The 25,222-nt window shown below is 67.2% G+C and carries 21 protein-coding genes; 19 read left to right on the top strand and 2 right to left on the bottom strand.

Annotation, left to right across the window (positions count from 1 at the left end; translation table 11 throughout):
- Positions 1-408: 408 nt before the first annotated feature.
- From AC1DN0_RS10800 to AC1DN0_RS10715, 18 genes are all read left to right on the top strand, one after another.
- The gene (locus AC1DN0_RS10800) at positions 409-1,305 is read left to right on the top strand and encodes a VOC family protein (RefSeq protein WP_441637064.1); all 897 of its coding nucleotides are present in this window, start codon (positions 409-411) and stop codon (positions 1,303-1,305) included.
- A gap of 4 nt (positions 1,306-1,309) precedes the next feature.
- Complete coding sequence (locus tag AC1DN0_RS10795) at positions 1,310-2,200, top strand: CoA transferase subunit A (protein WP_477102756.1); 891 nt, start codon at positions 1,310-1,312, stop codon at positions 2,198-2,200.
- A gap of 26 nt (positions 2,201-2,226) precedes the next feature.
- Positions 2,227-3,030: a CoA-transferase subunit beta gene (locus AC1DN0_RS10790; RefSeq protein ID WP_441637060.1), complete on the top strand. Its 804-nt coding sequence runs from the start codon at positions 2,227-2,229 to the stop codon at positions 3,028-3,030.
- An 8-nt stretch (positions 3,031-3,038) separates the two neighbouring features.
- Entirely contained in the window at positions 3,039-3,929 is an 891-nt protein-coding gene (locus AC1DN0_RS10785; protein WP_441637058.1) for an enoyl-CoA hydratase, read from the top strand.
- Complete coding sequence (locus AC1DN0_RS10780) at positions 3,926-5,035, top strand: nitronate monooxygenase (protein ID WP_441637056.1); 1,110 nt, start codon at positions 3,926-3,928, stop codon at positions 5,033-5,035. The genes AC1DN0_RS10785 and AC1DN0_RS10780 overlap by 4 nt, the downstream gene beginning before the upstream one ends.
- Positions 5,036-5,047: 12 nt before the next feature.
- A complete protein-coding gene (locus AC1DN0_RS10775) occupies positions 5,048-5,866 on the top strand; it encodes an enoyl-CoA hydratase family protein (RefSeq protein ID WP_477111404.1) in 819 nt (272 codons plus the stop codon).
- Positions 5,867-5,875: 9 nt separating this feature from the next.
- The gene (locus AC1DN0_RS10770; RefSeq protein ID WP_441637052.1) at positions 5,876-7,045 is read left to right on the top strand and encodes an acyl-CoA dehydrogenase family protein; all 1,170 of its coding nucleotides are present in this window, start codon (positions 5,876-5,878) and stop codon (positions 7,043-7,045) included.
- 52 nt (positions 7,046-7,097) lie between these two features.
- A complete protein-coding gene (locus AC1DN0_RS10765) occupies positions 7,098-8,198 on the top strand; it encodes an acyl-CoA dehydrogenase family protein (protein WP_441637050.1) in 1,101 nt (366 codons plus the stop codon).
- 14 nt (positions 8,199-8,212) lie between these two features.
- Positions 8,213-9,364: an acetyl-CoA C-acetyltransferase gene (locus AC1DN0_RS10760; protein WP_441637048.1), complete on the top strand. Its 1,152-nt coding sequence runs from the start codon at positions 8,213-8,215 to the stop codon at positions 9,362-9,364.
- Positions 9,365-9,414: 50 nt separating this feature from the next.
- Positions 9,415-10,290 (top strand): SDR family oxidoreductase, encoded by an 876-nt coding sequence (locus AC1DN0_RS10755; RefSeq protein ID WP_441637046.1) that lies wholly within the window; start codon positions 9,415-9,417, stop codon positions 10,288-10,290.
- 44 nt (positions 10,291-10,334) lie between these two features.
- Complete coding sequence (locus AC1DN0_RS10750) at positions 10,335-11,501, top strand: acyl-CoA dehydrogenase family protein (protein ID WP_477145708.1); 1,167 nt, start codon at positions 10,335-10,337, stop codon at positions 11,499-11,501.
- Between the two features lie 35 nt (positions 11,502-11,536).
- Complete coding sequence (locus AC1DN0_RS10745) at positions 11,537-12,751, top strand: acyl-CoA dehydrogenase family protein (protein ID WP_441629515.1); 1,215 nt, start codon at positions 11,537-11,539, stop codon at positions 12,749-12,751.
- Positions 12,752-12,756: 5 nt separating this feature from the next.
- Positions 12,757-13,575 (top strand): SDR family oxidoreductase, encoded by an 819-nt coding sequence (locus AC1DN0_RS10740; RefSeq protein ID WP_441629517.1) that lies wholly within the window; start codon positions 12,757-12,759, stop codon positions 13,573-13,575.
- A 74-nt stretch (positions 13,576-13,649) separates the two neighbouring features.
- A complete protein-coding gene (locus tag AC1DN0_RS10735; RefSeq protein ID WP_441629514.1) occupies positions 13,650-14,105 on the top strand; it encodes a MaoC family dehydratase in 456 nt (151 codons plus the stop codon).
- A 19-nt stretch (positions 14,106-14,124) separates the two neighbouring features.
- A complete protein-coding gene (locus AC1DN0_RS10730; RefSeq protein WP_477111402.1) occupies positions 14,125-15,327 on the top strand; it encodes an acetyl-CoA C-acyltransferase in 1,203 nt (400 codons plus the stop codon).
- 71 nt (positions 15,328-15,398) lie between these two features.
- On the top strand, positions 15,399-16,379 hold the full coding sequence (locus AC1DN0_RS10725; RefSeq protein ID WP_441629512.1) for a WD40/YVTN/BNR-like repeat-containing protein: 981 nt from the start codon (positions 15,399-15,401) through the stop codon (positions 16,377-16,379).
- A gap of 57 nt (positions 16,380-16,436) precedes the next feature.
- A complete protein-coding gene (locus AC1DN0_RS10720; protein WP_477145707.1) occupies positions 16,437-18,899 on the top strand; it encodes an efflux RND transporter permease subunit in 2,463 nt (820 codons plus the stop codon).
- 254 nt (positions 18,900-19,153) lie between these two features.
- A complete protein-coding gene (locus AC1DN0_RS10715) occupies positions 19,154-20,404 on the top strand; it encodes an NADH:flavin oxidoreductase (protein WP_441629510.1) in 1,251 nt (416 codons plus the stop codon).
- A gap of 78 nt (positions 20,405-20,482) precedes the next feature.
- Here the strand turns inward: AC1DN0_RS10715 and AC1DN0_RS10710 are convergent, their stop codons facing one another.
- Complete coding sequence (locus AC1DN0_RS10710) at positions 20,483-21,613, bottom strand: formylglycine-generating enzyme family protein (protein ID WP_441629509.1); 1,131 nt, start codon at positions 21,611-21,613, stop codon at positions 20,483-20,485.
- 326 nt (positions 21,614-21,939) lie between these two features.
- Between AC1DN0_RS10710 and AC1DN0_RS10705 the strand changes: the two genes are divergently transcribed.
- Positions 21,940-23,016 carry a 3-ketosteroid-9-alpha-monooxygenase, oxygenase component gene (locus tag AC1DN0_RS10705; protein WP_441629508.1) on the top strand — a complete coding sequence of 359 codons (1,077 nt, stop codon included), beginning with the start codon at positions 21,940-21,942 and terminating at the stop codon, positions 23,014-23,016.
- Positions 23,017-23,310: 294 nt separating this feature from the next.
- Here the strand turns inward: AC1DN0_RS10705 and AC1DN0_RS10700 are convergent, their stop codons facing one another.
- On the bottom strand, positions 23,311-24,939 hold the full coding sequence (locus AC1DN0_RS10700; protein WP_441629507.1) for a hypothetical protein: 1,629 nt from the start codon (positions 24,937-24,939) through the stop codon (positions 23,311-23,313).
- Positions 24,940-25,222 lie beyond the last annotated feature (283 nt).

Genomic DNA, 25,222 nt, shown 5'->3' with positions numbered 1-25,222 from the left:
CACGAGTCTGTTAGAACCCGGGGCCTGACGACGAAACCATTGGGCTACGCAACCCCGACACGCCAGCCTCCTGCAAGGATCGCTTTCTTTTGGTTACTTTTCTTTACGAGTAAAGAAAAGTGACACCTCCGTGTGCGAAAACGGCCAACCCCGTACAGCCGCGCCAGCAGCTAGAAGCGCTAAAACCCCACCCACCCACGCCACTCTGCACCAGCACCCAGAAGCCGAAAAACCCCACCAAAAAAAACGCCAAAACCCCCACCAGCGAGGCAAGAAACAGCAAACCAATCCCACAAGGCTAGTCCCAACAGACGATGTACACATCCCACTTCCGCTGAACAATGGCTTCACCAACCTGCCGCACCCACCACGGCAGCCAATGAAATCCAAGAACAGCGAGGAGGCAGCATGATGGACATCCGAGCGCTCGGCTATATCGTGGTCGAGTCCACCGACACCGAACGCTGGCGCCACTACGGCGAGCAAGTGCTCGGCATGGCGTGCACCAACGCCCCCCATGGCGCGCTCTACCTCAAGATGGACGAGCGCGACTACCGCTACCTGATCGTACCCGGCAAGCAGGACCGCTACCTGGCATCGGGCTGGGAGCTGGCCGGCGAGGCGGCCTTCAGCCACGCGCTCGCCACGTTGCGCGCGGCAAACGTGGAAGTCACGCATGCCAGCGAGACCGAGCGCATCCAGCGGCGCACCCAGGCCATGGCCTGGTTCACCGATCCTTCCGGCAACCGGCACGAGATCTTCTGGGGCATGCGTTCGGACTTCCTGCGCTTTGTCTCGCCCATCGGCGTGTCGCGCTTCGTCACCGATCCGCTGGGCGCGGGGCATTCCGTGCTGCCGGCGCCCGCCTTCGACGAAACCTATGCATTCCTGCGCGATGTGATGGGCTTCGGCCTGTCGGATATCTTCCGCGCGCGCTTCACCACGGATCCGGCCGAGCCGGAGAAGCGCATCCACTTCCTGCATTGCGGCAACGGGCGGCACCACAGCCTGGCCATCTTCGAGGCGAGCGCGCCCAGCGGCTGCATCCATGTGATGGCCGAGGTGCAGGACATGACGGAGGTGGGCCGCGCGCTCGACCGCGCGCAGCAGCAGGGCGTGGCGCTCTCGGCCACGCTGGGCCAGCACTGCAACGATCGCGTTGTTTCCTTCTACATGAAGACGCCCGGCGGCTTCGACCTCGAGTACGGCTACGGCGGGCTGGTGGTCGACTGGAGCCAGCACGCCGCCTACGAGGCCACCCGGGTCAGCCTGTGGGGCCACGATTTCAGCATCGGATATCGCTAGAACTATGCTCAAGACATTGGACAAGACCATGACCGCGGGCGACGTGGTCGCCCGCCTCGCCGATGGCATGACCATCGGCATCGGCGGCTGGGGCCCCCGCCGCAAGCCGATGGCGCTGGTGCGGGAAATCCTGCGCTCGCCGCTGAAGGATCTCACCGTGGTGGCCTACGGCGGCCCGGAAGTCGGCATGCTGTGCGCAGCGGGCAAGGTGCGCAAAGTGGTGTTCGGCTTCGTTTCGCTCGACGTGATCCCGCTGGAGCCGCATTTTCGCGGGGCACGCGAGCGCGGGGAAATCGACGTCTGGGAGCTCGACGAAGGCATGTTGCAGCTCGGCCTGCGCGCCGCCGCCGCGCGCCTGCCGTTCCTGCCGACGCGCGCCGGGCTCGGGACCGACGTGCTGGCCCACAACCCCCAGCTCAAGACCGTCCGCTCGCCCTACGCCGATGGCGAAGTCCTGCTGGCGATGCCGGCCATCCCGCTGGACGCCGCGCTGCTGCACGTCAACGAGAGCGATGTGCTGGGCAATACCCGCATCGACGGCCCGGATCCCTTCTTCGATGAATGGTTCGCGCGGGCGGCAGGCCAGTGCTATGTGAGCTGCGAGGTCCTGCACGGCCGCCTGGAGGACGAAGACCTGGCGCGGGCGCGCAACAACCCCTTCGAGCGCGCGCTCGTCAGTGGCGTGGTGCACGCGCCGGGCGGCGCGCATCCCACTTCCTGCGGGCCTGCCTATGGCTTTGACCTGCCGCAGTTGAAGGCCTACTGCGCCAGCGCCGAGCAAGCGGCGGGCTTCGCCACCTACCGCAAGGACGTGATCGGCGACACCGAAGCCGGCTACCTGGACAAGATCGGTGGCATGGGCCACGTGCTGGACCTGCCGTTGCCGGTCCTTTGAACCCGTCACAAGGAGAAGGAGCCATCGTGAGCGCCACTCAACAATTCACTCTCGCCGAACTGATGATCGCCGCCGCCGCCCGCGCCTGGCGCGACGACGGCGAGGTCATGGCCACCGGCATCGGCACCGGCCCGCGCATCGCGGCCGGGCTGGCGCGGTTGCTGCACAACCCCGGCCTGATGCTGACCGACGGCGAAGCCTACCTGGTGGAAGAGCCRGTGCCGCTGGGGCGCCGCGAGGCGGGCTTCAAGGTGCGCGCCAGCGGCTGGATGGGCTATGCGCGCGTGTTCGACTGCCTGTGGGGCGGGCGCCGGCATGCGCTGGTGATGCCCACCCAGATCGACCGCTTCGGCCAGGCCAATATCTCCATGCTCGGCGGCACCCATGCGCAGCCAAAGAAGCAGCTGCTCGGCGCACGCGGCTTTCCCGGCAACAGCATCCACCACGCCAACTCCTTCTTTGTGCCGGCGCATAGCCCGCGCGCCTTTGTCGCCGGCGAGGTCGATATGGTGTGCAGCGTGGGCTATAACCCGGCGCGCCGGATCGAAGGCATGCGCAGCTTTGTCGACCTGCGGGTCATCGTGACCGACCTGTGCGTGATGGATTTCACCGGTCCCGATCACGCCATCCGCGTGCGTTCGCTGCATCCCGGCGTCAGCCTGGAGCAGGTGCGGGCAGCTACAGGCTTCGCACTGGCCAACGCATCCGGAGAAATACTGCCGGAAACGGCCGCGCCCACTGCGGAGGAGCTGGCCGTCATCGTCAGGCTCGATCCGCACAACCTGCGCGCCACCATCGTGCGCGACAACCCGGCCGTCCGCACGGCGTGAGGAACACCATGTCATCGCAAGCCACCGAATCCCTCGGGCTGGGCCCCAACGCCGAGGTGCTCTACGCAGCGGCCGACGGCGTGGCCACCGTCACCATGAACCGGCCGCAGTACCACAACGCGCAGAATTCCAAGATGACCTACGCGCTGGACGAGGCGTTCCGGCGCGCGGCCGCGGACGACGCGGTCAAGGTCGTGATCCTGCGCGGCGCCGGCAAGCACTTCTCGGCCGGGCACGATATCGGCACGCCGGGGCGCGACATTGGCGAGTCGTTCGAGCGCGTCTCGCTTTGGCCCGACCATGTGGGCAAGCCCGGCGGCGAGATGCTTTACACCCGCGAGCAGGAGGTCTACCTCGGCATGTGCCGGCGCTGGCGCGACCTGCCCAAGCCGACCATCGCCATGGTGCACGGTGCCTGCATTGCCGGCGGCCTGATGCTGGCCTGGGTGTGCGACCTGATCGTCGCGTCGGACGATGCCTTCTTCGCCGATCCGGTGGTGCGCATGGGCATTCCGGGCGTCGAGTATTTCGCGCACGCCTACGAGCTCAACCCGCGCATCGCCAAGGAATTCCTCTTCATGGGCGAGCGCATGGATGCCCAGCGCGCCTGCCAGATGGGCATGGTCAACCGCGTGGTGCAGCGCGAGGCGCTGGAGGCCACCGCGCAGGGCATGGCGGCCAAGATCGCGCAGATGCCACGGCTGGGCTTGAGCCTCACCAAGCAAGCCATCAATCACGTGGAAGAACTGCAGGGCAAGCGCGCCGCCATGGATGCCGCCTTTGCCTGGCACCACTTCGCCCACGCCCACAACGAGCTGGTCAGCGGCGACAAGCTGGGCGGCTTCGACGCACGCACCATGGCGGCATCGCAACGCACCGGCGAGGAGAAATCGGCATGAGCGGCGCGCCCCTGCATACCGTGCTGTGCGACTTGCTGGGTTGCCGCTACCCGATCGTGCAGACCGCGATGGGCTGGGTGGCCGATGCCCGCCTGGTGGCCGCCACCAGCAATGCCGGGGCCTTCGGCTTCCTGGCAGGCGCCACCATCGAGCCGGGCGAAGTCGAGCAAGAGATCCTGCGGGTGAAGGCGCTCACGGGCCAGCCCTTCGGCATCAACTTCCATATGTTCCAGCCCAACGCGGACGAGGTAGTCGAGATGGCCATCCGCCACCGGCTGCGCGCGGTCAGCTACGGGCGCGGGCCGGACGCCGCGATGATCGGCCGGCTCAAGGCCGCGGGCGTGGTGTGCATGCCCACCGTGGGCGCAGCCAAGCACGCCGCCAAGGCCGTGGAACTGGGCGCTAACGTGGTGACCGTGCAGGGCGGCGAGGGCGGCGGGCATACGGGCGGCACGCCCACCACGCTGCTGCTGCCGCAAGTGCTGGACAAGGTGGCGGTGCCGGTGGTGGCCGCGGGCGGCTTCTTCGACGGCCGCGGGCTGGCGGCGGCGCTGGCCTACGGCGCGGCGGGCATCGCCATGGGCACGCGCTTCCTGATGTCTAGCGAGTCGCCGGTGCCGGCGCAAACGCTGGCGCGCTACGTGGCGGTCCGGGATGCGGCGCAGATCCGCGTCTCGCTTGCCATCGACGGCTTGCCGCAGCGGATGATCGACAACCGCCTGCTGCTGGCGCTGGAGCAGGCCGGGCCGCTGCGCCGCACGCTGATGGCGCTGGCCACCGCCCGCCAGTGGCGCCGGCACAGCGGCATGGGGCTCGCGCAGATGCTGGCGGTTGGCTGGCGCGCGCTGCGCCAGCACGACTACACCGCGGCGCAGACGCTGATGGCGGCCAACGCGCCCGTGCTGATCCAGCGCGCCATGGTAGAGGGCCATCCCGACGAAGGCGTGCTGCCGAGCGGACAGGCCGCGGCGGCCATCGGTGCCATTGAATCCTGTGAGCAGATCGTTGCCCGCATCGCCGCGCAGGCCCAGGCGCGCCTGGCCGCCCTGGCGGGGCCAGCCAGCGCCAGGCCGGAACGCAGCAACCCCATCCAAGCCATCCATTGAAGGCAGACGTTCATGACAACGACGAGATCAAGCGAGCCTGTAGCACAGGACGGTACCGAGCCCTTCCACATCGAGGTGCGGGACGGCGTGGCGGAACTGGCGATCGCCCATCCCCCGGTCAACGCGCTGGACAGCGCGGGCTGGCATGCACTGGCGGCGGCCATCGAGCGGCTCGGCAGGGATGACGCCGTGCGCGTGATCGTGCTGCGCGGCGAGGGGCGCGGCTTTTGCGCCGGGGTCGACATCAAGGAACTGGCGGCGCACCCGCAGCGCATCGTGGCGGTCAACGCCGGCAACTACGCCACCTTCCGCGCGGTCCACCGCAATCCAAAGCCTGTTATCGCGGCGGTGCACGGCTTCGTGCTCGGCGGCGGCATCGGCATCTGCGGCGCGGCCGACATCCTGATCGCCGCCGAGTGCGCGCGCTTCGGCGTGCCGGAGATCGACCGTGGCGCCATGGGTGGCGGTGCCCACCTGCAGCGCATGTTTGGCGTGCAGAAGGTGCGGGCGATGTATTTCACCGGCGACATGATCGACGCCGCCGAGGCCTACCGCCTGGGCGCGGTGGAGCGGGTGGTGCCGCGCACGGCACTGCGCGATACCGCACTGGAGATAGCGCGGCGTATCGCGCAAAAAAGCCCGGCCATGGTGCGCCTGGCCAAGGAGGCGCTCAACGGCGTGGAGGACGGCAATCTCGAGGACAAGTACCGCTGGGAGCAGGGCTTCACGCTGCAAGCCTATATGAGCGCGGATTCCGACGAGGCGCGCACCGCCTTCGTGGAAGGGCGCGAGGCGCGCTTCGCGGCGCAGGCTCCCACCGTCAACGCGTGAGGTGGCCAGATGCATCTTGAATACACCGAACGCCAGCAGGCCTTCCGGGCCGAGATCCGCGCCTGGCTGGCCGAGCGCGTGCCGCGCGCGCCGCTGGCCAGCTTCGACACCGCCGAAGGCTTTGCGCAGCATCGCGCCTGGGAGCGCACCCTGTACGAGGGGCGCTGGAGCATGGTCACCTGGCCGAAAGAGCTGGGCGGACGCGGCTGCGACCTGATCGAATGGCTGATTTTCGAGGAAGAGTACTGGCGGGCCGGCGCGCCGATGCGCGTCAACCAGAACGGCATCTTCCTGCTCGGGCCGACCTTGATGGAGTTCGGCACGCCGGAGCAGAAGGCGCGTTTCCTGCCGCGCATGGCCGCCGGCGAGCACGTATGGGCGCAGGGCTGGTCGGAGCCGAACGCGGGCTCCGACATGGCCGCGATCCGCTGCACCGCCATCCGGCAGGGCGACGAGTACGTGCTCAACGGGCAGAAGATCTGGTCGACCCGCGCGGTCTGGGCCGACTGGCTGTTCGGCCTGTTCCGCACCGATCCCGGCTCGTCGCGCCACCACGGCCTGACCTTCCTGCTGATGCCGCTGGATACGCCGGGCATCACGGTGCGGCCCATCCGCCAGCTGAACGGCCTGACAGGCTTTGCCGAGATATTTTTCGACGATGTGCGGGTGCCGGCGGAGAACCGCCTGGCGGCGGAGGGCGCGGGCTGGCAAGTGGCGATGGCTACAGCCGGTTTCGAGCGCGGCCTGATGCTGCGCTCTCCGGCGCGCTTCCAGGAGACAGCACGGGCGCTGGTGCACCTCTATCTCGAGCATCGGGAGCAGGCCGACCGCGATCCCTCGCTGCGCGAAGCGGTCACGCGCGCCTGGATGGATGCCGAGGCCTATGCGCTATCCACCTACGCCACCGCGAGCAGGCTGGTCAAGGGCGGACAGATCGGCGCGGAGTCCAGCACCAACAAGGTGTTCTGGTCCGAGTTGGATATCCGCATGCACGAAACCGCGCTGGCGATCCTCGGCCAGCGGGGCGAGCTGGTGCCCGCGCAAGACGCGACGCAAGGCACGCTCGGTGCCTGGCTCGACGGCTTCCTGTTCGCGCAGGCCGGGCCGATCTACGCGGGCACCAATGAGATCCAGCGCAACATCATCGCCGAACGCATGCTGGGAATGCCGCGCGCCTGAGCGCGCGGCGGCTGACAGTCCGGCTTCGTCCTCGACTCAACCGTGAACCACCATGGAATTCGCATTTAACGAAGAGCAGCAACAGTTCGTCGATTCGATCAGGCGCTTCCTGATGATCGAAATGACGCCGGAACTGGCGCGGGAACAATGGAGCAGCGCAAGCGGCCGCTCCGACGCGCTTTGGCAGCGGCTGGCCGGGCAGGGCCTGACGGCCGTGCTGGTGCCGGAGGCTTGCGGCGGCCTGGGCCTGTCCGAAACCGAGTGGGCGCCGCTGGCGCAGGAGTGTGGCTACTTTGCCCTTGCCGAACCGCTGCTGGACACCGCGCTGGTGGCGGCCGGCATGCTGTCGGACTGCCACGCCGCCACGCAGGACACAAGCACCCGCGAACGCTGCGAAAGCTGGCTGGGCCGCATCGCGGACGGCAGCGTGCGCGTGGCGGTGGCGCATCCGGGACAAGCCATGGTGGCCGACGCCCATGTCGCCGACGCCATCCTCTGCGAGCACGGCGGCGCGCTGCACCTGGTGCCGCCGGCGCAGGCCACGCTCGCCGCGCACGCGAGCCTTGATCCCTCACGCCGGCTCTTCGCGCTCAGATGGGCGCCGGACGACGGCAGCCTGCTGCTGCCCGCGACGGCCGCGAAGCCCGTGTGGGAAGCCGCGCTCAACCGCGGGGCGCTCGGCGTCGCCGCGCAGATGCTCGGCCTGACGCAGCGCATGCTGGATATCGCCATCGACTACAGCATCCAGCGCAAGCAGTTCGGCAAGGCCATCGGCGCCAACCAGGCGCTCAAGCACCTGCTGGCGGATGTCGCCATCCAGCACGAATTCGCCAAGCCGGTGGTGTACCGCGCGGCCTGCACGCTGGCGCAAGGCCATGGCACCGCMGGGCTGCATGTGTCGCACGCGCTGCTGGCCGCCACGCGCGCCGCGCTGCTCGCGGCACGCCACACCATGCAGGTGCACGGCGCCATGGGCTACACGTGGGAGCTGGACCTGCAGATCTTCATGAAGCGCGCGTGGGCCCTGGCCGACAGCTGGGGCGACCGGGCCTTCCACCAGGCGCGCGTGGACGCGCACATCCTCGGGGGGGCCGTGCCGATCGGCGCCGGCGCCACCTTTGCCACCACAGCCAACTTGGCATCAACACTTTGACAGGCGGAATGACCATGAGAGACGCATATATCGTCGACGCGCTGCGCACCCCGACCGGACGCCGCAAGGGCGGCCTGGCACACATGCACGGCGCCGACCTTGGCGGCTTCGTGCTGGCCGAGCTGGTGGGCCGCAATGCCATCCCGGCCGCGGAGTATGACGACGTGGTGTTTGGCTGCGTCGACACCATCGGGCCGCTGGCCGGCAATATCGCCCGCAGCGCCTGGCTGGCCGCCGGGCTGCCGCTCACCGTGCCCGGCGTGACCGTGGATCGCCAGTGCGGCTCGTCGCAGCAGGCCGTGCACTTCGCCGCGCAAGCGGTGATGAGCGGCAACCAGGACGTGGTCGTCGCCGGCGGCGTGCAGACCATGACGCAGATCCCGATCTCGTCGGCCATGCTGGCCGGGCAGGCGCTTGGCTTCTCCGATCCGTTCTCCGGCAGCAAGGGCTGGCAGGCGCGCTTCGGCGACCGGCCGGTGTCGCAGTTCGACGCCGCGCAGCGCATCGCCGGGCACTGGAATCTGTCGCGCGAGGCAATGGAAGCCTACGCGCTGCAAAGCCACCAGCGCGCGGCCATGGCCATCGAGGGCGGCCGCTTCCAGCGCGAGATCGTGCCTTGCGCAGGCGTAGTCCATGACGAAACGCCGCGGCCCGATACCACGCTCGCCAAGATGGCATCGCTCGAACCACTGATGCCCGGCAGTGCACTGACCGCCGCCGTTTCCAGCCAGACCGCGGACGCGGCGGCGGCATTGCTGGTGGTCTCCGAAGACGCGCTCAAGCGCTACGGGCTCACGCCGCGCGCGCGTATCGCCCATATGAGCGTGATGGGTGACGACCCGCTGTGGATGCTGACCGCGCCCATTCCCGCCACGAAACGCGCGCTGGTGCGCAGCGGCCTGCGCTGGGAAGACATCGACGTGGTGGAGATCAACGAGGCGTTCGCTTCGGTGGCGATGGCCTGGCTGGCCGAGACCGGCTACCCGGCCGAGCGCACCAACCCGAACGGCGGCGCCATCGCGTTGGGGCATCCGCTCGGCGCCACCGGCGCGCGGCTGATGACCACGCTGTTGCACGAGCTGGAGCGCACGGGCGGCCGCTACGGCCTGCAGACCATGTGCGAGGGCGGCGGCCTGGCCAACGTCACCATCATCGAGCGCCTGTGAGCCGGGTTCCCGGGGCACTGGCGCAAGCAACGGACAAGGGGAGTAGCGACATGGGAATCTGCGACGGACGGACCGTCATCATCACCGGCGCCGGCGGCGGCCTGGGGCGCGCCTATGCGCTGGCCTTCGCAGCGGAAGGCGCCAGCGTGGTGGTCAACGATATTCGCCGCGAGGCGGCCGAGGCGGTATGCGCGGAGATCCGCGCGCAAGGCGGGCGGGCGCTCGCCAGCGATGACGACATCACGCAACTGGCCACGGCCCAGGGCATCGTCGATGCCGCGCTGGCGGCGTTCGGCGAGGTGCACGTGCTGGTCAACAACGCCGGCATCTGCCGCGACCGCATGTTCGTCAGCCTGAGCGAAGCCGACTGGGACGATGTGATGCGCGTGCACCTGCGCGGCCACTTCTGCCTGGCCAACCTGCTGGCCCGGCGCTGGCGCGACGCGGCCAAGGCCGGGCGGCCGGTCGATGCGCGCATCGTCAACACCAGCTCCGGCGCGGGGCTGCAAGGCTCGGTGGGCCAGTCCAACTACGCCGCCGCCAAGGCCGGTATTGCCGCGCTGACGCTGGTGCAGGCGGCGGAACTGGCGCGCTACGGCATCACCGCCAATGCGCTCGCGCCGGCGGCCCGCACCGGCATGACCGAAGGCGTATTTGCGGAGATGATGAAAGCGCCGGCGGCAGGCTTCGACTACTACGATCCGGCCAATATCGCGCCGCTGGTGGTCTGGCTTGGCAGCGCGGCTTCGCGCCATGTCACCGGCCGCGTGTTCGAGGCGGCGGGCGGCATGGTGGCGGTGGCGGACGGCTGGCGCACCGGCGCGAGCACCGACAGGGGCGCGCGCTGGCAAGTGGCCGAGCTGGGCGGCGCGATCGACGCGCTGCTCGCCCGCGCCGAGCCGGCGCAATGCGTCTACGGCGCCTGAGGCGGGGACGGACGATGCGCTTCACGCTCTCCCTGGAACAACAAATGATCCGCGACACCGCGCGCGATTTCCTGGCCGTGCGCAGCGATTCGGCGGCGGTCCGGCGGGTGGTGGATGCGGTTGCTGGCACGGCGCAGGACGGCCATGACACCGCCCTGTGGCGGGAAATGGCCGGCGAACTGGGCTGGTGCGGCATTGCCTTGCCGGAAACGGCGGGCGGCGCCGGGCTGGGCGCCGTCGAGCTGGCGCTGCTGATGGAGCAGATGGGCCAGCGGCTGGCCTGCGTGCCGTACTGGTCGGCCATCTGCCTGGCGGCGCCGGCGCTGGCGGGCAGCCTCGCGCCCGAGGCCGCCGCGCCGTGGCTGGCGCGGCTGGCGCAGGGCGAGGCGCGTGCCGCGCTGGTCTTGCCTGCCTGGATGGCGCCCGGCGCGGACGGCGCGCTCGATGCCGATGCGCTGACCGTCACTGCCGCCGCGGCCGGGGATGGCTTCGTGCTGGACGGGCAGGTGGCGCAGGTGTTCGACGCCGCCGGCGCGGACTGGCTGCTGGTGCCCGCGCGCCTTTCCGGCGGCGCGGCAGGGCAGCCGGCGCTGTTCCTGCTGCAAACGGCGGCGCTGGCGGGCCAGCCAGGCTTCGGGCTGCGCCGGCTGGCGGTGCTGGACCGTACCCGCCCGCTGGCCGACCTCGTCTTCGACGGGCTGCGCGTGGAGGCGAAAGCCTGCCTGGCGCAAGGCGCCGGGGTGGCGGCGGGCATGGGCGCCGCCATGTGGCACGGCAGCCTGATGCTCGCCGCCGAGCAGCTCGGCGGCGCCCAGCAATGCCTCGACCTCACCGTGGCCTACGCCRCCGAGCGCATCCAGTTCGGCCGGCCGATCGCCGCCTTCCAGGCCGTCAAGCACCGCTGCGCGCAGATGATGGTGGCGGTGGAAGCCGCGCGCTCCGCGGTGCACGGCGCCGCGCGGGCCTGGCAGGCGGGCGCGGCAGGCGGCGCGATGGACACAGCCAGGCTCGATGTTGCCGCAGCGCGCCTTGCCGCCGGCGATGCCTTCGGCTTCTGCGCCCAGGAGGCCATCCAGTTGCACGGCGGCGTGGGCTTTACCTGGGAGTACGACCCCCAGCTCTATTTCAAGCGCGCGCAGGCCGCCGGCGGCTGGCTGGGGGGCGCCGCCGCCGCGCTCGCCCGGATCGCCGACGGCCTGTTGGCCGCATGAGCCATATCAGCAGCGCAAGGACAAGCATGGATTCGATGGAAAACCAAAATGCCTCCGCCGGGGAAGCGCAACTGCGCGCGGAGGTGGCGGCCTGGATGTCCGCCAGCCTGAGCGGCGAATTCGCCTGCCTGAAGCATCGCGGCGGCCCGGGCGACGAAGAAGCGCATCCCGGGCTGCGCAAGGCCTGGGAGCGCCGCCTGGCCGACGGCGGCTGGACCTGCGTGGGCTGGCCGCAGGCGCACGGCGGGCGCGGGTTGCCGGTGATGTCGCAGGTAATCTTCCAGGAGGAGTACGCGCGTGCCGGCGGCCCCGGCCGCATGGGCCATATCGGCGAAGGGCTGATCGGTCCCACGCTGATCGCCTTCGGCAGCGAGGCGCAGAAGGCCCGCTTCCTGCCGGGCATTCGCAACGGCACCGAGTTTTGGTGCCAGGGCTACTCGGAGCCGGGCGCCGGCTCGGATCTCGCCAATGTGCGCACCCGCGCCGAGCGCGATCCCGCCACCGGGGACTGGCGCGTGAGCGGGCAGAAGGTGTGGACCTCGCTGGCCCACGAGTCGGACTGGATCTTCGTGCTGGCGCGTTGCGATCCGGCGTCGCGCGGGAACAAGGGCCTGGTCTTCCTGCTGATGCCGCTGGCGCAGCCGGGCGTGGAAATCCGCCCGATCCGCCAGATGGGTGGCGGCGTGGAGTTCAACGAGGTGTTCTTCGATGGCGCGCGCGCCGCCGCCGGCGATGTGGTGGGCGCGCCGGGCGACGGCTGGCGCATCGCCATGGCGCTGCTGGGCTTCGAGCGCGGCATCTCCACCCTGGGCCAGCAGATGCAGTTCACCCACGAGCTTGGCTGGGTCGCCGAGGCCGCGCGCGCCAACGGCGCCTGGCAGGACGCGGCGCTGCGCCAGCGCATGGCGCGCGCCTGGGCCGGCCTGCGGGTGATGCGCTACAACGCGCTGCGCATGCTGGAAGGCGCCGAGGGCGGTGCCGGCGATGCCAGCGCGGCGCTGCAGCGCGAAACCCTGATCTACAAGTACTACTGGTCGAACTGGCACCGCGACCTGGGCCAGCTCGCGCTCGACGTGCTCGGCCCGGACGCCAACCGGATCGACGAAGCGGACGCGCGCCGCACGCGCCTGCAGCAGATGGCGCTGTTCTCGCGCGCCGACACCATTTACGCCGGTACCAACGAAATCCAGCTCAACATCATCGCCGAGCGCGGGCTGGGCATGCCCCGCGAGGCCAGAGGACAGTCATGACTGAAATGGCAGACAAGCAACCGGCCGCGGCCGGCACCCCGCTCCCCCCGCCGGCCTATGTGGCCGGCCACCAGCTGCTGGCCGGCAAGAGCGTGCTGATCACCGCCGCCGCCGGCGCGGGCATCGGCTTTGCCGCCGCCCGCCGCTGCGCGGAGGAGGGGTGCCGCGCGCTGATGATCTCCGACATCCACGAGAAGCGGCTCAGCGAGGCTGTGGCAACCCTGCGCGCCGAAACCGGCCTGCAGGCGATCCATGGCCAGCTTTGCGACGTCTCCGACCAGGCCCAGGTGCGGTCCCTGGTGGCGGCGGCCGAGGAGGCCCTGGGCGGCACCGATGTGCTGATCAACAACGCCGGGCTGGGCGGCTCGCGCCGCATAGTCGAGATGGACGATGCCGAATGGTCGCGGGTGCTCGACATTACGCTTACCGGCACCTTCCGGATGACGCGGGCCATGCTGCCGCATATGCAGGCGCGCCGGCGCGGGGCCATCGTCAACAATGCCTCGGTGCTGGGCTGGCGGGCGCAGAAGGAGCAGGCCCATTACGCCGCCGCCAAGGCCGGTGTGATGGCGCTGACACGCTGCAGCGCGGTAGAGGCTGCGGAGTTCGGCGTGCGCATCAATGCGGTGGCGCCGAGTATCGCACTGCACGATTTCCTGCGGAAGTCGGCGCCGGCGGAACTGCTGCGGGAGCTGGCCTCGCGCGAGGCGTTCGGGCGGGCGGCCGAGGTGTGGGAGGTGGCGAATGTGATGGTGTTCCTGGCTAGCGACTATGCGTCGTATATGACGGGCGAAGTGTTGCCTGTCAGCAGTCAGCGGGCGTAGCGGCTAATGGCCCGCGCGGAGCAGGAACCCCGGAACAGGGAAGAAGCGAGGGAAGCAGCGAGGCAAGGAGAGGCATGACACGAGTATTCAATTCCGCCGAGGCGCTGATGAGCGCCGTGGGCGAGCAACTGGGCCACAGCGCCTGGACCGTCATCACGCAGGCGCGCATCGACGGCTTTGCCGAGGCCACGGGCGACCACCAATGGCTGCACGTGGATCCCGAGCGCGCGGCGCAAGGTCCCTTTGGCGCTTGCATTGCGCACGGTTATCTCACCCTGTCGCTGGTCAACCAGTTCCTGCCGGAGATCCTGACGGTCGAAAACCTGCGCTGGGGCGTCAACTACGGCTGCGACAAGGTGCGCTTCCCGGCCCCGGTGCGGGTTGGCTCGCGCCTGCGTGGCGTGGGCGAACTGGTGCGCGCCGAGGCGCTGCCCGGCGGCGTGCAGTCGGTGGTGCGCATCAGCGTGGAAATCGAGGGCGAGGATAAGCCCGCTTGCGTGGCCGACACCATCAGCCGCTATTACTTTTGATACTTCCAAGGAAAGCAGCATGAGAGAAGCAGTCATTGTCGCCGTGGCGCGTACGCCCATCGGCAAGGCATTCCGCGGCGCCTTCAACGATACCGAGGCGCCGGCGCTGGGCGGGCACGTGGTGCGCGCCGTGGTGGAGCGGGCGGGGATCGACCCGGCCGAGGTCGACGATGTACTGATCGGCGCCGCCGCGCAACAGGGCACGCAGGGCTACAACCTGGGCCGGCTGTGCGCGGTGGCGGCGGGCCTGCCCGATAGCGTGCCGGGCATGACCATGGACCGCATGTGTTCGTCGGGGCTGATGACCATCGCCACGGCCGCGAAAAGCATCATCTGCGGCGAGGCCGACATCGTGGTGGCCGGTGGCGCCGAGTCGATCTCGCTGACGCAGAACAAGCACAAGAACGCCTACCGCGCGCAATCCGAGGCGGTGCTGGCCCGGCAGCCGGACGCGTATATGGCAATGATCGAGACCGCTGAAGTGGTGGCGCAACGCTATGGCATAGCCCGGGCGGCGCAGGACGAGTATGCGCTGCGCAGCCAGCAGCGCACCGCCGAGGCGCAGCGCCAGGGCCTGTTCGACGACGAGATCGTGACGCTGGAGACGCGCCGCGCGCTGTACGACAAGGCGGGCGCGCTCATCGGGCACGAGACCGTGCGCCTCGCGCAGGACGAGTGCAACCGGCCAGATACTAGCGCCGACAGCCTGGCCGCGCTCAAGCCGGTATGGAGCGGCGGGCGCGCGGTGCCGCAAGGGCTCCACATCACCGCCGGCAATGCCTCGCAACTGTCGGACGGTGCCGCCGCCGTGCTGCTGATGAGCCGCGAGCAGGCCGAGCGCCGCGGCTTGCGCCCGCTGGGCCGCTATCGCGGCATGGCCGTGGCCGGCTGCGCGGCGGACGAGATGGGCATCGGCCCGGTGTTCGCCGTGCCCAGGCTGCTGGCGCGCCACGGCCTGACGGTCAAGGACGTTGGCTTGTGGGAACTGAACGAAGCCTTTGCCTGCCAGGTGCTGTACTGCCGGGACATGCTCGGCATTCCGGACGCGCGGCTGAACGTCAATGGCGGCGCCATCGCGATCGGCCATCCCTTCGGCATGTCGGGCGCGCGCATGACCGCGCACGCCTTGCTCGAAGCACGCCGGCGCGGCGCCGCGCATGCGGTGGTGACAATGTGCGTCGGCGGCGGCATGGGCGCCGCCGCGTTGTTCGACGTGCTGTAGCGGTCATTGCCGGTGGCAGTGCGAACGGCCAGCCCAAGGCGGGCCATGCCCCCGGCGCGGAGGAGACGACAATGAAAAAAGTGATTGGCATCGGCGTATCGCTGACGGTATTGGCTGCCGCGGCATGGTCCTTCTCGCCGCGGCCCCTGCCTGCCTTCGCAGCCACCGCGCTGCGGGCGGATCGGCTGCAGCTCAATGGCATCGCCCGGTCCGGCGACCGCATGGTGGCGGTCGGCGAGCGCGGCACGATCTTGCTCAGCGACGACGAAGGCGCACACTGGCGGCTCGCCAGCGTGACGCCGGAGCACGGCGCCGCGCTCACGCAGCTTGTCTTTGCCGGTGGCAAGGACGATAGGGTCGGCGTGGCGGTGGGACACAGCGGCTGGATCCTGCGCACCGCCGACGGCGGTGAGCATTGGCAGCAGGTGGCCTTCGATACGGCGCAGTCGGACCCCCTGCTGGGCGTCTGGGGCCAGGCGGCGGGTCCGTGGTTCGCCGTCGGCAGCTTCGGGCGCTTCCTGGTGTCGCACGACCAGGGCGGGCACTGGCAGTCAGCAGCCACGCCGCTGATGCAGGACAAGCACTTGAACGGCATTGCCGGTGATCATCAGGGCCGCCTGATGCTGGTGGGCGAGAGCGGCCTGGTGCTGCGCTCCGCCGATGGCGGCGGCACCTGGGAAGCGGTCAAGATGCCCTACGAGGGCTCGCTCTACGGCGTGCTGCCGCTGCGCGACGGCGCCTGGCTGGTCTATGGCATGCGCGGCAACGTGCTGCGCAGCGCCGACTTCGGCGCGAGCTGGGAGGCCGCCGAGGTGGGGCTCAAGACCTCGTTCTTCGGTGGCGCGCAACTGGCGGACGGCCGCATCGCCGTGGCCGGCCAGGGCGGCATGCTGGCTGTCTCGGCGGACGGCGGGCGCCATTTCAAGCCGGTGGCGGGCGGTAGCGCGCAGACCCTGGCGGCGCTCATCCCGGCCGCGGGGGGGAATGCCCTGACGCTGGCCGGCAACGCGGGGATTGCCCGCTTCACCCTGGCCCCGCATGCCGCGCCCTGATCTTCCTCCTGCCGCAACTCTCAGCGCCACACCGCATTGCATAGAAGCGAGAACGCCATGACCCGCCCCGAAATCTCCGGCCCCCGGGCCACCACCACCCGCCTGAGCCGCTTCGTCGCGCATTGCGCGGACCTGTTGATCCGGCGCCGCCGCCTGTTGCTGGTGCTGTGCCTGGCGATGACCGTGGCGATGGGCTTGTCCGCCACGCGCCTGCGGCTCGATCCGGGCTTCAACAAGATGATCCCGCTGCAGCATCCCTATATGCAGGTGTTCACCAAGTACGCCGGCACGTTCTCCGGGGCCAATACCGTGCTGATCAGCCTGCGCTGGAAGGGCGAAGGCGATATCTACAACCCGGCCTTCATGGACAAGCTGCGTCGTGCTACCGACGATGTGTTCTTCATTCCAGGCGTGCGCCGTTCACATGTGTTCTCGCTGTTTACGCCGAATGTGCGCTACACCGAGGTGACCGAGGTGGGATTCCGGGGGGATGTGGTGGTACCCGGCCGATACTCTGGTACCCCGGAGCAGCTCGACCAGGTACGCCGCAACGCGGCGCGCTCAGGCCAGATCGGCCGGCTGGTAAGCAATGACCTGAAGTCCGCGCTGATCCGCGCCGATCTGAGCGATGTGGATCCCGCTACGGGCAAGGCGCTCGACTACGRCAAGGTGGCACGCCAGTTGGAGCAAATCCGCACCGGCCTGGGCGGCACGGATGTGGAAGTGAGCATTATCGGCTTTGCCAAGCTTGTCGGCGATGTGGAAGACGGCATTGCCGGGGTGATGGTGTTCTTCGCGCTGGCCTTTGCGGTGACGGCGCTGATGCTGTTCTTCTACACGCGTTCGCTGCGCATTACCCTGCTGGCGCTGGTGGTGGCGCTGCTGCCGGTGGGGTGGCTGCTAGGCCTGCTGCCGCTGCTGGGCTACGGCATCGACCCAATGTCCATCCTGGTGCCGTTCCTGATCTTTTCCATCGGCGTCTCGCACGCGGTGCAGATGACCAATGCCTGGAAACAGGAAGTGGTGCAGGACAATGACCCGGTCGAGAGCGCGCGCGCGGCCTTCTGCAAGCTGTTCATCCCCGGCACGGTAGCCTTGCTGACCAACGCACTGGGTTTCATGGTCATCATGCGCATCGAGATCGAGATCGTGCGTGAGCTGGGCATTACCGCATGCCTCGGCGTATTGCTGATGATCGTCACCAACAAGGTGTTCCTGCCGCTGCTGCTGTCATACACGCGCCTGGAGCCGCGCGTGGTGGCGGCCGCCAGGGCGCGTGCCGGGCGGCATGGCACCTTCTGGAACCGGTTCGGCCACTTTGCCCGCCCGGGGCCGGCACTGGTGGTGTTCGGCGTGTCGCTGGCGCTGTTGGCGTTCGGTGCGGTGCAGTCACGGGGACTAAGGGTCGGCGATATCGGCAACGGTGCTCCGGAACTGCGCGCCGACTCGCGCTATAACCGCGATAACGCGCAGATCGTCGGCCAGTACAACATCGGCGTGGACGTGCTCACGGTGGTGGTGGAACCCAAAGGCTTTGACGACGCCTGCCTGCACTATCCGGTGATGGGCGCGGTGGAGCGCTTCGAGATGAACCTGCGCGGTGTGGCGGGCGTGCAATCGGTGGTGAGCGTGCCGTCGCTCGCCAAGGTGATGATCGGCGCCTTCAACGAAGGCAATCCACGCTGGGAGGCGCTGCCGCGCAATAGCGATGGCCTGACCCAGGGCGCCAAAGCCTTCGATCCGGAGAACGGCATGAACACCGCGAACTGCCAGGCCATCCAGGTGCTGATCTACACAGCCAATCACGAAGGCGCCACCATTGCCCATATCGTCAAGGAGATCCAGCACCTTATCGCCGCAGACAAGACGCCGAACGTGGCGTTCCGCCTCGCCGGCGGCAATATCGGCGTGATGGCAGCCACCAACGAAGCGGTGGACGAAGCCGAGGTAACCATGCTGCTGGCGATCTTCGGCGCCATCACGCTGCTGTGCCTGCTGACCTTCCGTTCCTGGCGGGCCGTGCTGTGCATCATCGTGCCGCTGACGCTGGTGTCCGTCCTTTGCAGCGCGCTGATGGCGCGGCTGGGGATTGGCCTGAAGGTCTCGACGCTGCCGGTGATCACGCTGGGCGTAGGGGTTGGCGTGGACTACGGCATCTATCTCTATGAGCGCATGCAGCACCAGTTGCGCCATGAAGGGCAGAACCTGCCGCAGGCGTTCGCCGAGGCCATGCGCCAGCGTGGCAACGCCGCCTTGTTCACCGCCATGACGATGTGCATCGGGGTGGGTACGTGGGCCTTCGCGGCGCTCAAGTTCCAGGCGGACATGGGCATCCTGCTGGCCTTCATGTTTATGGTCAACCTGTTCGGCGCCGTCTTCCTGTTGCCGGCGCTGGCGAGCTGGCTGGGCGTGGAAGAGGAGGAACGCCGGGCGGCCGGCAACAAAGCCCGCGGCGCGGAGGCACGCGTGGGCAGGATGGCCGGTAGCGAAGGGCGCCCGCTCAAGTCCGACGCGGCCTGAACCGCCGGGCCTTCGCGCGGCCGGCCCGTCATCATTTGAAGAATCTGCTGCAATTCGAAGGGGGCGGACGCTTACAATTGACATCTCGATCTGGACATCGTGAGTGCATTCCTCGCGATTCGACATAGCGTCCCGCGGATGGCCGGGCCGGGCCGTGGGGCAGTCATCAAACGATAGTAGCCGGCGGCCCTGCTGCATGAGGCAGGGCGTGGCGTGCCAGGCGCGACATAGAATCGCGCAGGAAGGAGAATAAGATGTGGCAACAGGCCCCCACTGATGGATCGCCGTTCTCAACGATCCGGATCGGCCCCCTTGCGTTGCGCAACCGCCTGATCAAGGCCGGTGCGAACGAGGGCATGACACCGCAAGGATTGCCGACACAGGCGCTGGTCAAGCATCACCGGGATATCGCAGCCGGCGGTATCGGCATGACGGTGGTCGCGTATGCTGCCGTCGCACAGGAGGGGCTGACCTTCTCGCATCAGCTCGTCCTGACCCGCGAGGCCATACCGCATCTGCGGGTGCTGACCGACGCGGTGCATCGTGAGGGCGCCGCGGCTTGCCTGCAGATTACGCATGCCGGCTCGTTTACGATGATGCGGCATGGCGGGAGCCGCGCGCCGCTGACCGCATCGGCTGGCCTGAATGCTTTCGGCATGATGTATGGCGTGTATTTCCAGCGCGCCATGCGCGAGAGCGACATGTTCCGGGTTGCCATGCAATTCGCCGATGCCGCGCGCCTCGCGCGGGAGGCAGGCTTTGACGCGGTCGAGATCCATATGGGGCACGGCTACCTGCTCAATCAGTTCCTGTCTCCGCTCAGCAACCGGCGGCGCGACCGTTTTGGCGGTGAAGTGGAAAACCGCACGCGCTTCCCGGCGATGGTGCTGCGCCACGTCAAGGACGCCGTCGGGGCGGAGCTGGCGGTGTGCTGCAAACTGAGTGTGGTTGACGGTGTGCCCGGCGGCAACGTAGCGGCGGATTCCGCCATCACGGCGCGCATCCTGGAAAGGGAGGGGGCCGACCTGCTGACGCTGAGTGGCGGACGTAATGTCGAAAGCCCGTGGGTGTTGTTTGGCAGTGCGATGCCGACGGCCCAGATGAAAGCCACGGCGCCGCACGCGCTGGCCAGGCTCGGTATCTCGATTCTGGAGAAGCGTACCCCGCGCGAGTTGAAGTTCCGTGAACTGTATTTCCTTGACGCTTCCCGGGTGATCCGCCAGGCGGTGCGGATGCCGCTGGCCTATATCGGCGGCGTGAAGTCGCTGGACAATGCGCGGCAACTGTTGGGCGAGGGCTTCGACTGCGTTGCCCTGGCGCGCGCGCTGATCCATGATCCGGCCCTGGCCGATCACTGGCGAACCGGCGCGGTGACACGTTCGGCATGCGACAGCTGTAATGCTTGCGTTGCAAAAATCTATGATCCCGCCGGCGTTTCCTGCGTTTACGGGCCACCGGCCGATCCCAGGCTGACCACGATACTGGCGGCCGGGCAGGCGGATTGAGACTTGCGGGACTTCTGCCCACCGATGCCGGGCAGATTTCGCCCGGCTTCTCGACGCCATGCCCGGACCGACGCGCTGTCAGTCGGTACTTGATTTCCTGGCAAGCCAGTCCTGTTGGGTCATGATCGTGCGGAAGCCCAGATGCGACATGGCGCTGAACGGGTCCGACCCTCTCCTTGCGCTGACCCGGTAGCTGGTGCAATAAGTCTCGCTGCACAAAAAAGAGCCGCCCCGTATGACTCGCTTGGGGGCGTCGACGGGTGCCCCTGCATCGTCGGGGTCATATGAGTCGACGGGGCCTTGGGGGTCGGAGGCCTGTCCTTTGCGGGCCGCGATGGCGAACGCGTCGGAGCGATACCAGTCAGCCGTCCATTGCCAGACATTGCCGGCCATATCGTAGATGCCATAGCCGTTCGGCGCGAAATTGCCAACCGGCAATGTGCCGACCTGGATCTTTTCGTTGCGGCTGACGACCGGAAATTGACGCGCCCGGTCGTCCCACGTATTGGCCATCTTCTTGCCGTTGGGAGTGAGTTCGTCTCCCCAGGCGTAGTCCGCTTGTTCGAGGCCGCCGCGCGCGGCGAATTCCCACTGCACTTCGGTCGGCAGGCGCTTTCCAGCCCAACGGGCGTAGTTCAGCGCGTCAACGTACGACACCTGCACCACAGGATGATTCTCCCTATCGGCCAGATTGCTATGGGGGCCGAGCGGATGCTGCCAATTCGCCCCAGGCACATACCTCCACCAGCGCGACCAATCGCCCAGGTCGACGGGTTCGCTCGTGCCGACAAATACCATGCTGCCGGGGACAAGCGTCCCGGGATCGGGCTCTGGCGTGCCGGGCGGCAGTTGCGGGCGTATGTCTTCCCACTTTGGTTTCTGCTCAGCTGTCGTGACGTACCGAGTGGCTTCGGTGAAGCGTCTGAAATCGGCGTTTGTCACATCGAAACTGTCCATCCAGAACCCGCTGACTTGCACGCGGTGGGCCGGTCCTTCGCTGGGAAGGGCCCGCTTGGATGAACTGCCCATCAAGAATGTCCCCCCAGGGACCCAGACCATGCCTTTGGGACCTGTCACCCCATCGCCGATCACGGGCTCCTTGAACTGGCCTGTCTTGGAAGAACCCCTGAGGTATTTCGCGCTCAGCAGTCCAGCCGCGCCGGCAACTCCGGTTGCCAGTAATCCCGAGATAAGCGCTCGGCGTTTCATGGTATTTCCTAATCCTTTTTTGTCGCAGCGTCCCGCGGTCTGTCTGGGCGTGCGATGAATTTACTGGGTTGATTCCTGGCCTGGCTCATCGATGTCGTCCACGTTGGGGCGATAGAGGAGGAGCCGCCGATTATCCGATGATCGCGATGATACAACTGCCTGGCATCGTCTTCCCGGACTACCGAAGCATTTATGTGTGCCATCTCCGGGCCCGCTTTGATCGGCTACGCCCACCGCGTGCGTCTTTCGCTGTCTAGTCTGAAGAGACGATGAGGCACGGCCCTGGGCTATGTACTGTGGAACGTGCTAAATCAAAAGGAGGGGACATGCCTGCAACTGGCTACAAAATTGAATCCCGGCCGCTGGAATCGCGGTATGCGCGCGGCTGGCATTGCCTCGGGCCGGCCGCGGATTACCGCGACGGGAAGCCGCACACACTGAACATCTTCGGCCGCCGCCTTGCCGCCTTTGCCGATTCCGCCGGCACCATTCGCATCATTGATAGCTATTGTCCGCATATGGGCGCGGACCTTAGTACCGGTACCGTGCAAGGCGACCAGTTGGTGTGCCCCTTCCATGGTTGGCAGTGGGGTGGCGATGGCGCTTGCAAGTCGATCCCTTACTGCAAGCGAGTGCCGCCGAAGGCGCGCATCGGCAGCTGGGATACATGCGAGCAGAACAATCTGCTCTTCATCTGGCACGATCCCCAGGGCAACGCACCTCCACCCGAGGTGGCGATCCCGCGCATCGAGGCATGCTACTCGGAGCAATGGTCCGCGTGGGCAATCGACAAGATGGTGATTCAAACGAATTGCCGGGAATTGGTCGACAACATCTCCGATATGGCTCACTTCGATACCGTGCACGGTGCGCCGATCGACTACTTCGCCAATCTGTTCGAGGGCCACAAGGCCACGCAAGTGCTGGTCGGCCGCAGCGCCCGACTCTCCGCCGGAGATTGCCTGACCGCGCTATCCACCTATTTCGGCCCGGCGTACCACATTACGGAAATGCGTGGCCAGATGGACGGTCAGCCGATCCATTCGATTCTGCTCAACTGCCATGTGCCCATCGACATGAACAGTTTCGAACTGCGCTATGGCGTATTGGTAAAGAAGGTTCCCGGCCTTTCCGACGAGCAGAATGAGGCGATTGCGCAAGCCTATGTGGAACAGGCGCGCAATGCCTTTTACGAGGATGTGGTGATCTGGGATTCCAAGATCCGCACCGACAATCCGCTTTTATGCGAGGGAGATGGGCCCATCTACCAGATGCGGGACTGGTATAGCCAGTTCTATGTAGACGCGGAGGAGGTACGGCCAGCCAGTGTCGGGCGCAAGGTGATCGAGATGAACATAGCGGGAATTGATGCGCCAAAGCTGCATCATGTATTTGAGGGGTAGGAAGAAGGGAGTGCTGCCGCCTCCGGTCCGGAGGCGGCAGCAGAGTTCTTGACGCCGGGCGTCGCACAGAGGCATGTTGCGTACGCCGATGACTTAAGATGCCGTTTCTAACCTTTCAGAAGGTACTGTCACGCTGCGGCGCATCGGCCGCAGGCGACATCCGAGCGCAGGCAGGTCAGCACTACAGTCGCTGCGAGCCTATGAAGGCCTCTCTCGGGATTCTCCTTTGCAGCGACTGGTGTGGAGCGGCGCACGACTCTATGCAGAGTCTTTGGCGCCGCGCTCACGTTGCCGCTACTTCCCGTCTCCGACGTTCACCCGCTTCGTGGAGAAGATGCCGCCGATCAGCAGATCCCCATCCTCGAGCAATGCGGTAATGCCGCCCCAGGCGTTCCATTTGCGGCTGTCGTCCGGGAACGGCCAGCGGGCCTTGATGGCGCCGGTATCCCAGTCAAGGCCTACATACTCGTAGTTGCCGTTTTCCTTGTTGGCGAGGTAGATCATGTTGCTCTTGGCGGAAATGACAGGGACCATCACATCCGTATTGTCGATTTCCTTGTTGACCCAGGCCTTCTCGAATGACTTCGTCCGAGTGTTCCAGTTGAACTTGGCTACCCCACGCGGGGCGGGCCGGGTCAGGCCGGGCGTTATCGCGTTGCCCCATATATCTGGCGCGGGCTTCGGGTAGGAGTTATTCAGCAGGGCGACGCCATAGCCCAGCACCTCCGGCGACGGCTCGACCGTGGCCTTGGATATTTCCAGTGGAATCTGATCAGCGATGCGTGCGGACTTGGTGCCCGGCTTCTGCTTGAATCCGGGCGGAATCCGGTCGCGCCAGAAGGCCACGAGGTTGGCTCCCTTTTCATCACCGTCGGCAATCACAACCAGCTTGTCGGGGTCGTTGCCGAAGCCCATCAGCGTCGGCGTGGTGCCGGATCCGCCAGAAGTCGTCAGAGCGCCGGCAGCGACGGCCTGCGCCCTGCTCATGGTGTTGTAGTCGGACTGCCAGCCACCATCGGCTTCATCATAGGACAGCTTGTTGCCAGTCCAGACGATCTTCAGCATGCGCTTGGAGGTGACCACATAGATGCCGCTATTCTCGTCGATGCAGATGCTGTTTTCGATCGCCTCGCCCGGCAGCAGCATCGTGCTCTTGAGATTGAGGTCGCGGTCCAGCAGGAGCACTGCGCCATGCGCCGCGGCAACGACATCGCCAGCATAGGTCATGCCCATGCCGATGATGGCAGATTTGCGCATGTCCTCAGGCAATGCCTCCGAGAAGTCCCGGAATTTGACGACGCGCAGTGGCTTCTTCGGATCATTGTCGTCGGTGGACTTGAGGATCTTCAGGCCACCAAAGGCCGCATAGTGAACGCCATCCTTGTCAATCATGTTGTAGGCGCCGTTGGCCAGCGACTGGCGCTTGAAGCCCAGTTCCTCCATCTTCCCCGACAGTGCCAGCAGCTTGGCGTCATCATTCGCGCGCCGAGCGGCATCGACTTCCTCCAGTGCCGCCCGGATCTTCTCGCGATTGGCATTCGTGGCCAGTTTCTCCATTCCAGGGTAGGGCAGGAGTGAGACCAGGTCATAGGCCTCACCGGTCGCGTCGATCTTGCTGATGCCCTCGACGCCGGCAGCGAAGATGATCGTCTTGTCGCCGATCTTCTTCACTGTGGGATTCGAGGTAAAGACGGTTGGAACGGACTTCACATCATCTGTCGACAGCCTGCGGCCCTTGGTTGGGCCGGCATGCGGGACGGAATCGGTCGCGGCCGGATTGTCGTGCGAAATGGGATAGACGCTGTCGGTCAGCCAGGGGTTGCGGCCCGGGAAGGTGGCGTTCTCTTGCTGGGCGGCTTGCGCGCACGTAAGGCTTGCTGTCGCAAGCGCGACCGCGGTCGACGCGAAGAGCAATGCTCTCATTGGGTAACTCCGTGGATAAGTATGGCTGTGATTGTGAGGTGAGGCTGACGAATTGAGGTTGTTCGGCGGAGCCATTCAATCGGCGGAATGCACGATGCGCTCACGCGGGCGTGCCGCCCGGCGGCTTGCTGTGGCCAACAACGCTAATGTGAAGGTGGCGGGGACATCTGGGCGCAGCATCTTGCCGGCATTGCGGCACGGATCTGACCAGGCCCGTCGGCATGGAACGTACACTATGGGACGCTGCGGCGATTCAGGAGGGCAACCGCGGCAACCCCAATGC

This window comes from Cupriavidus sp. 05N39, from assembly GCF_056397325.1.
The sequence above is the reverse complement of the archived record's forward strand: the minus strand, read 5'-3'. Positions and strand labels throughout refer to the sequence as shown.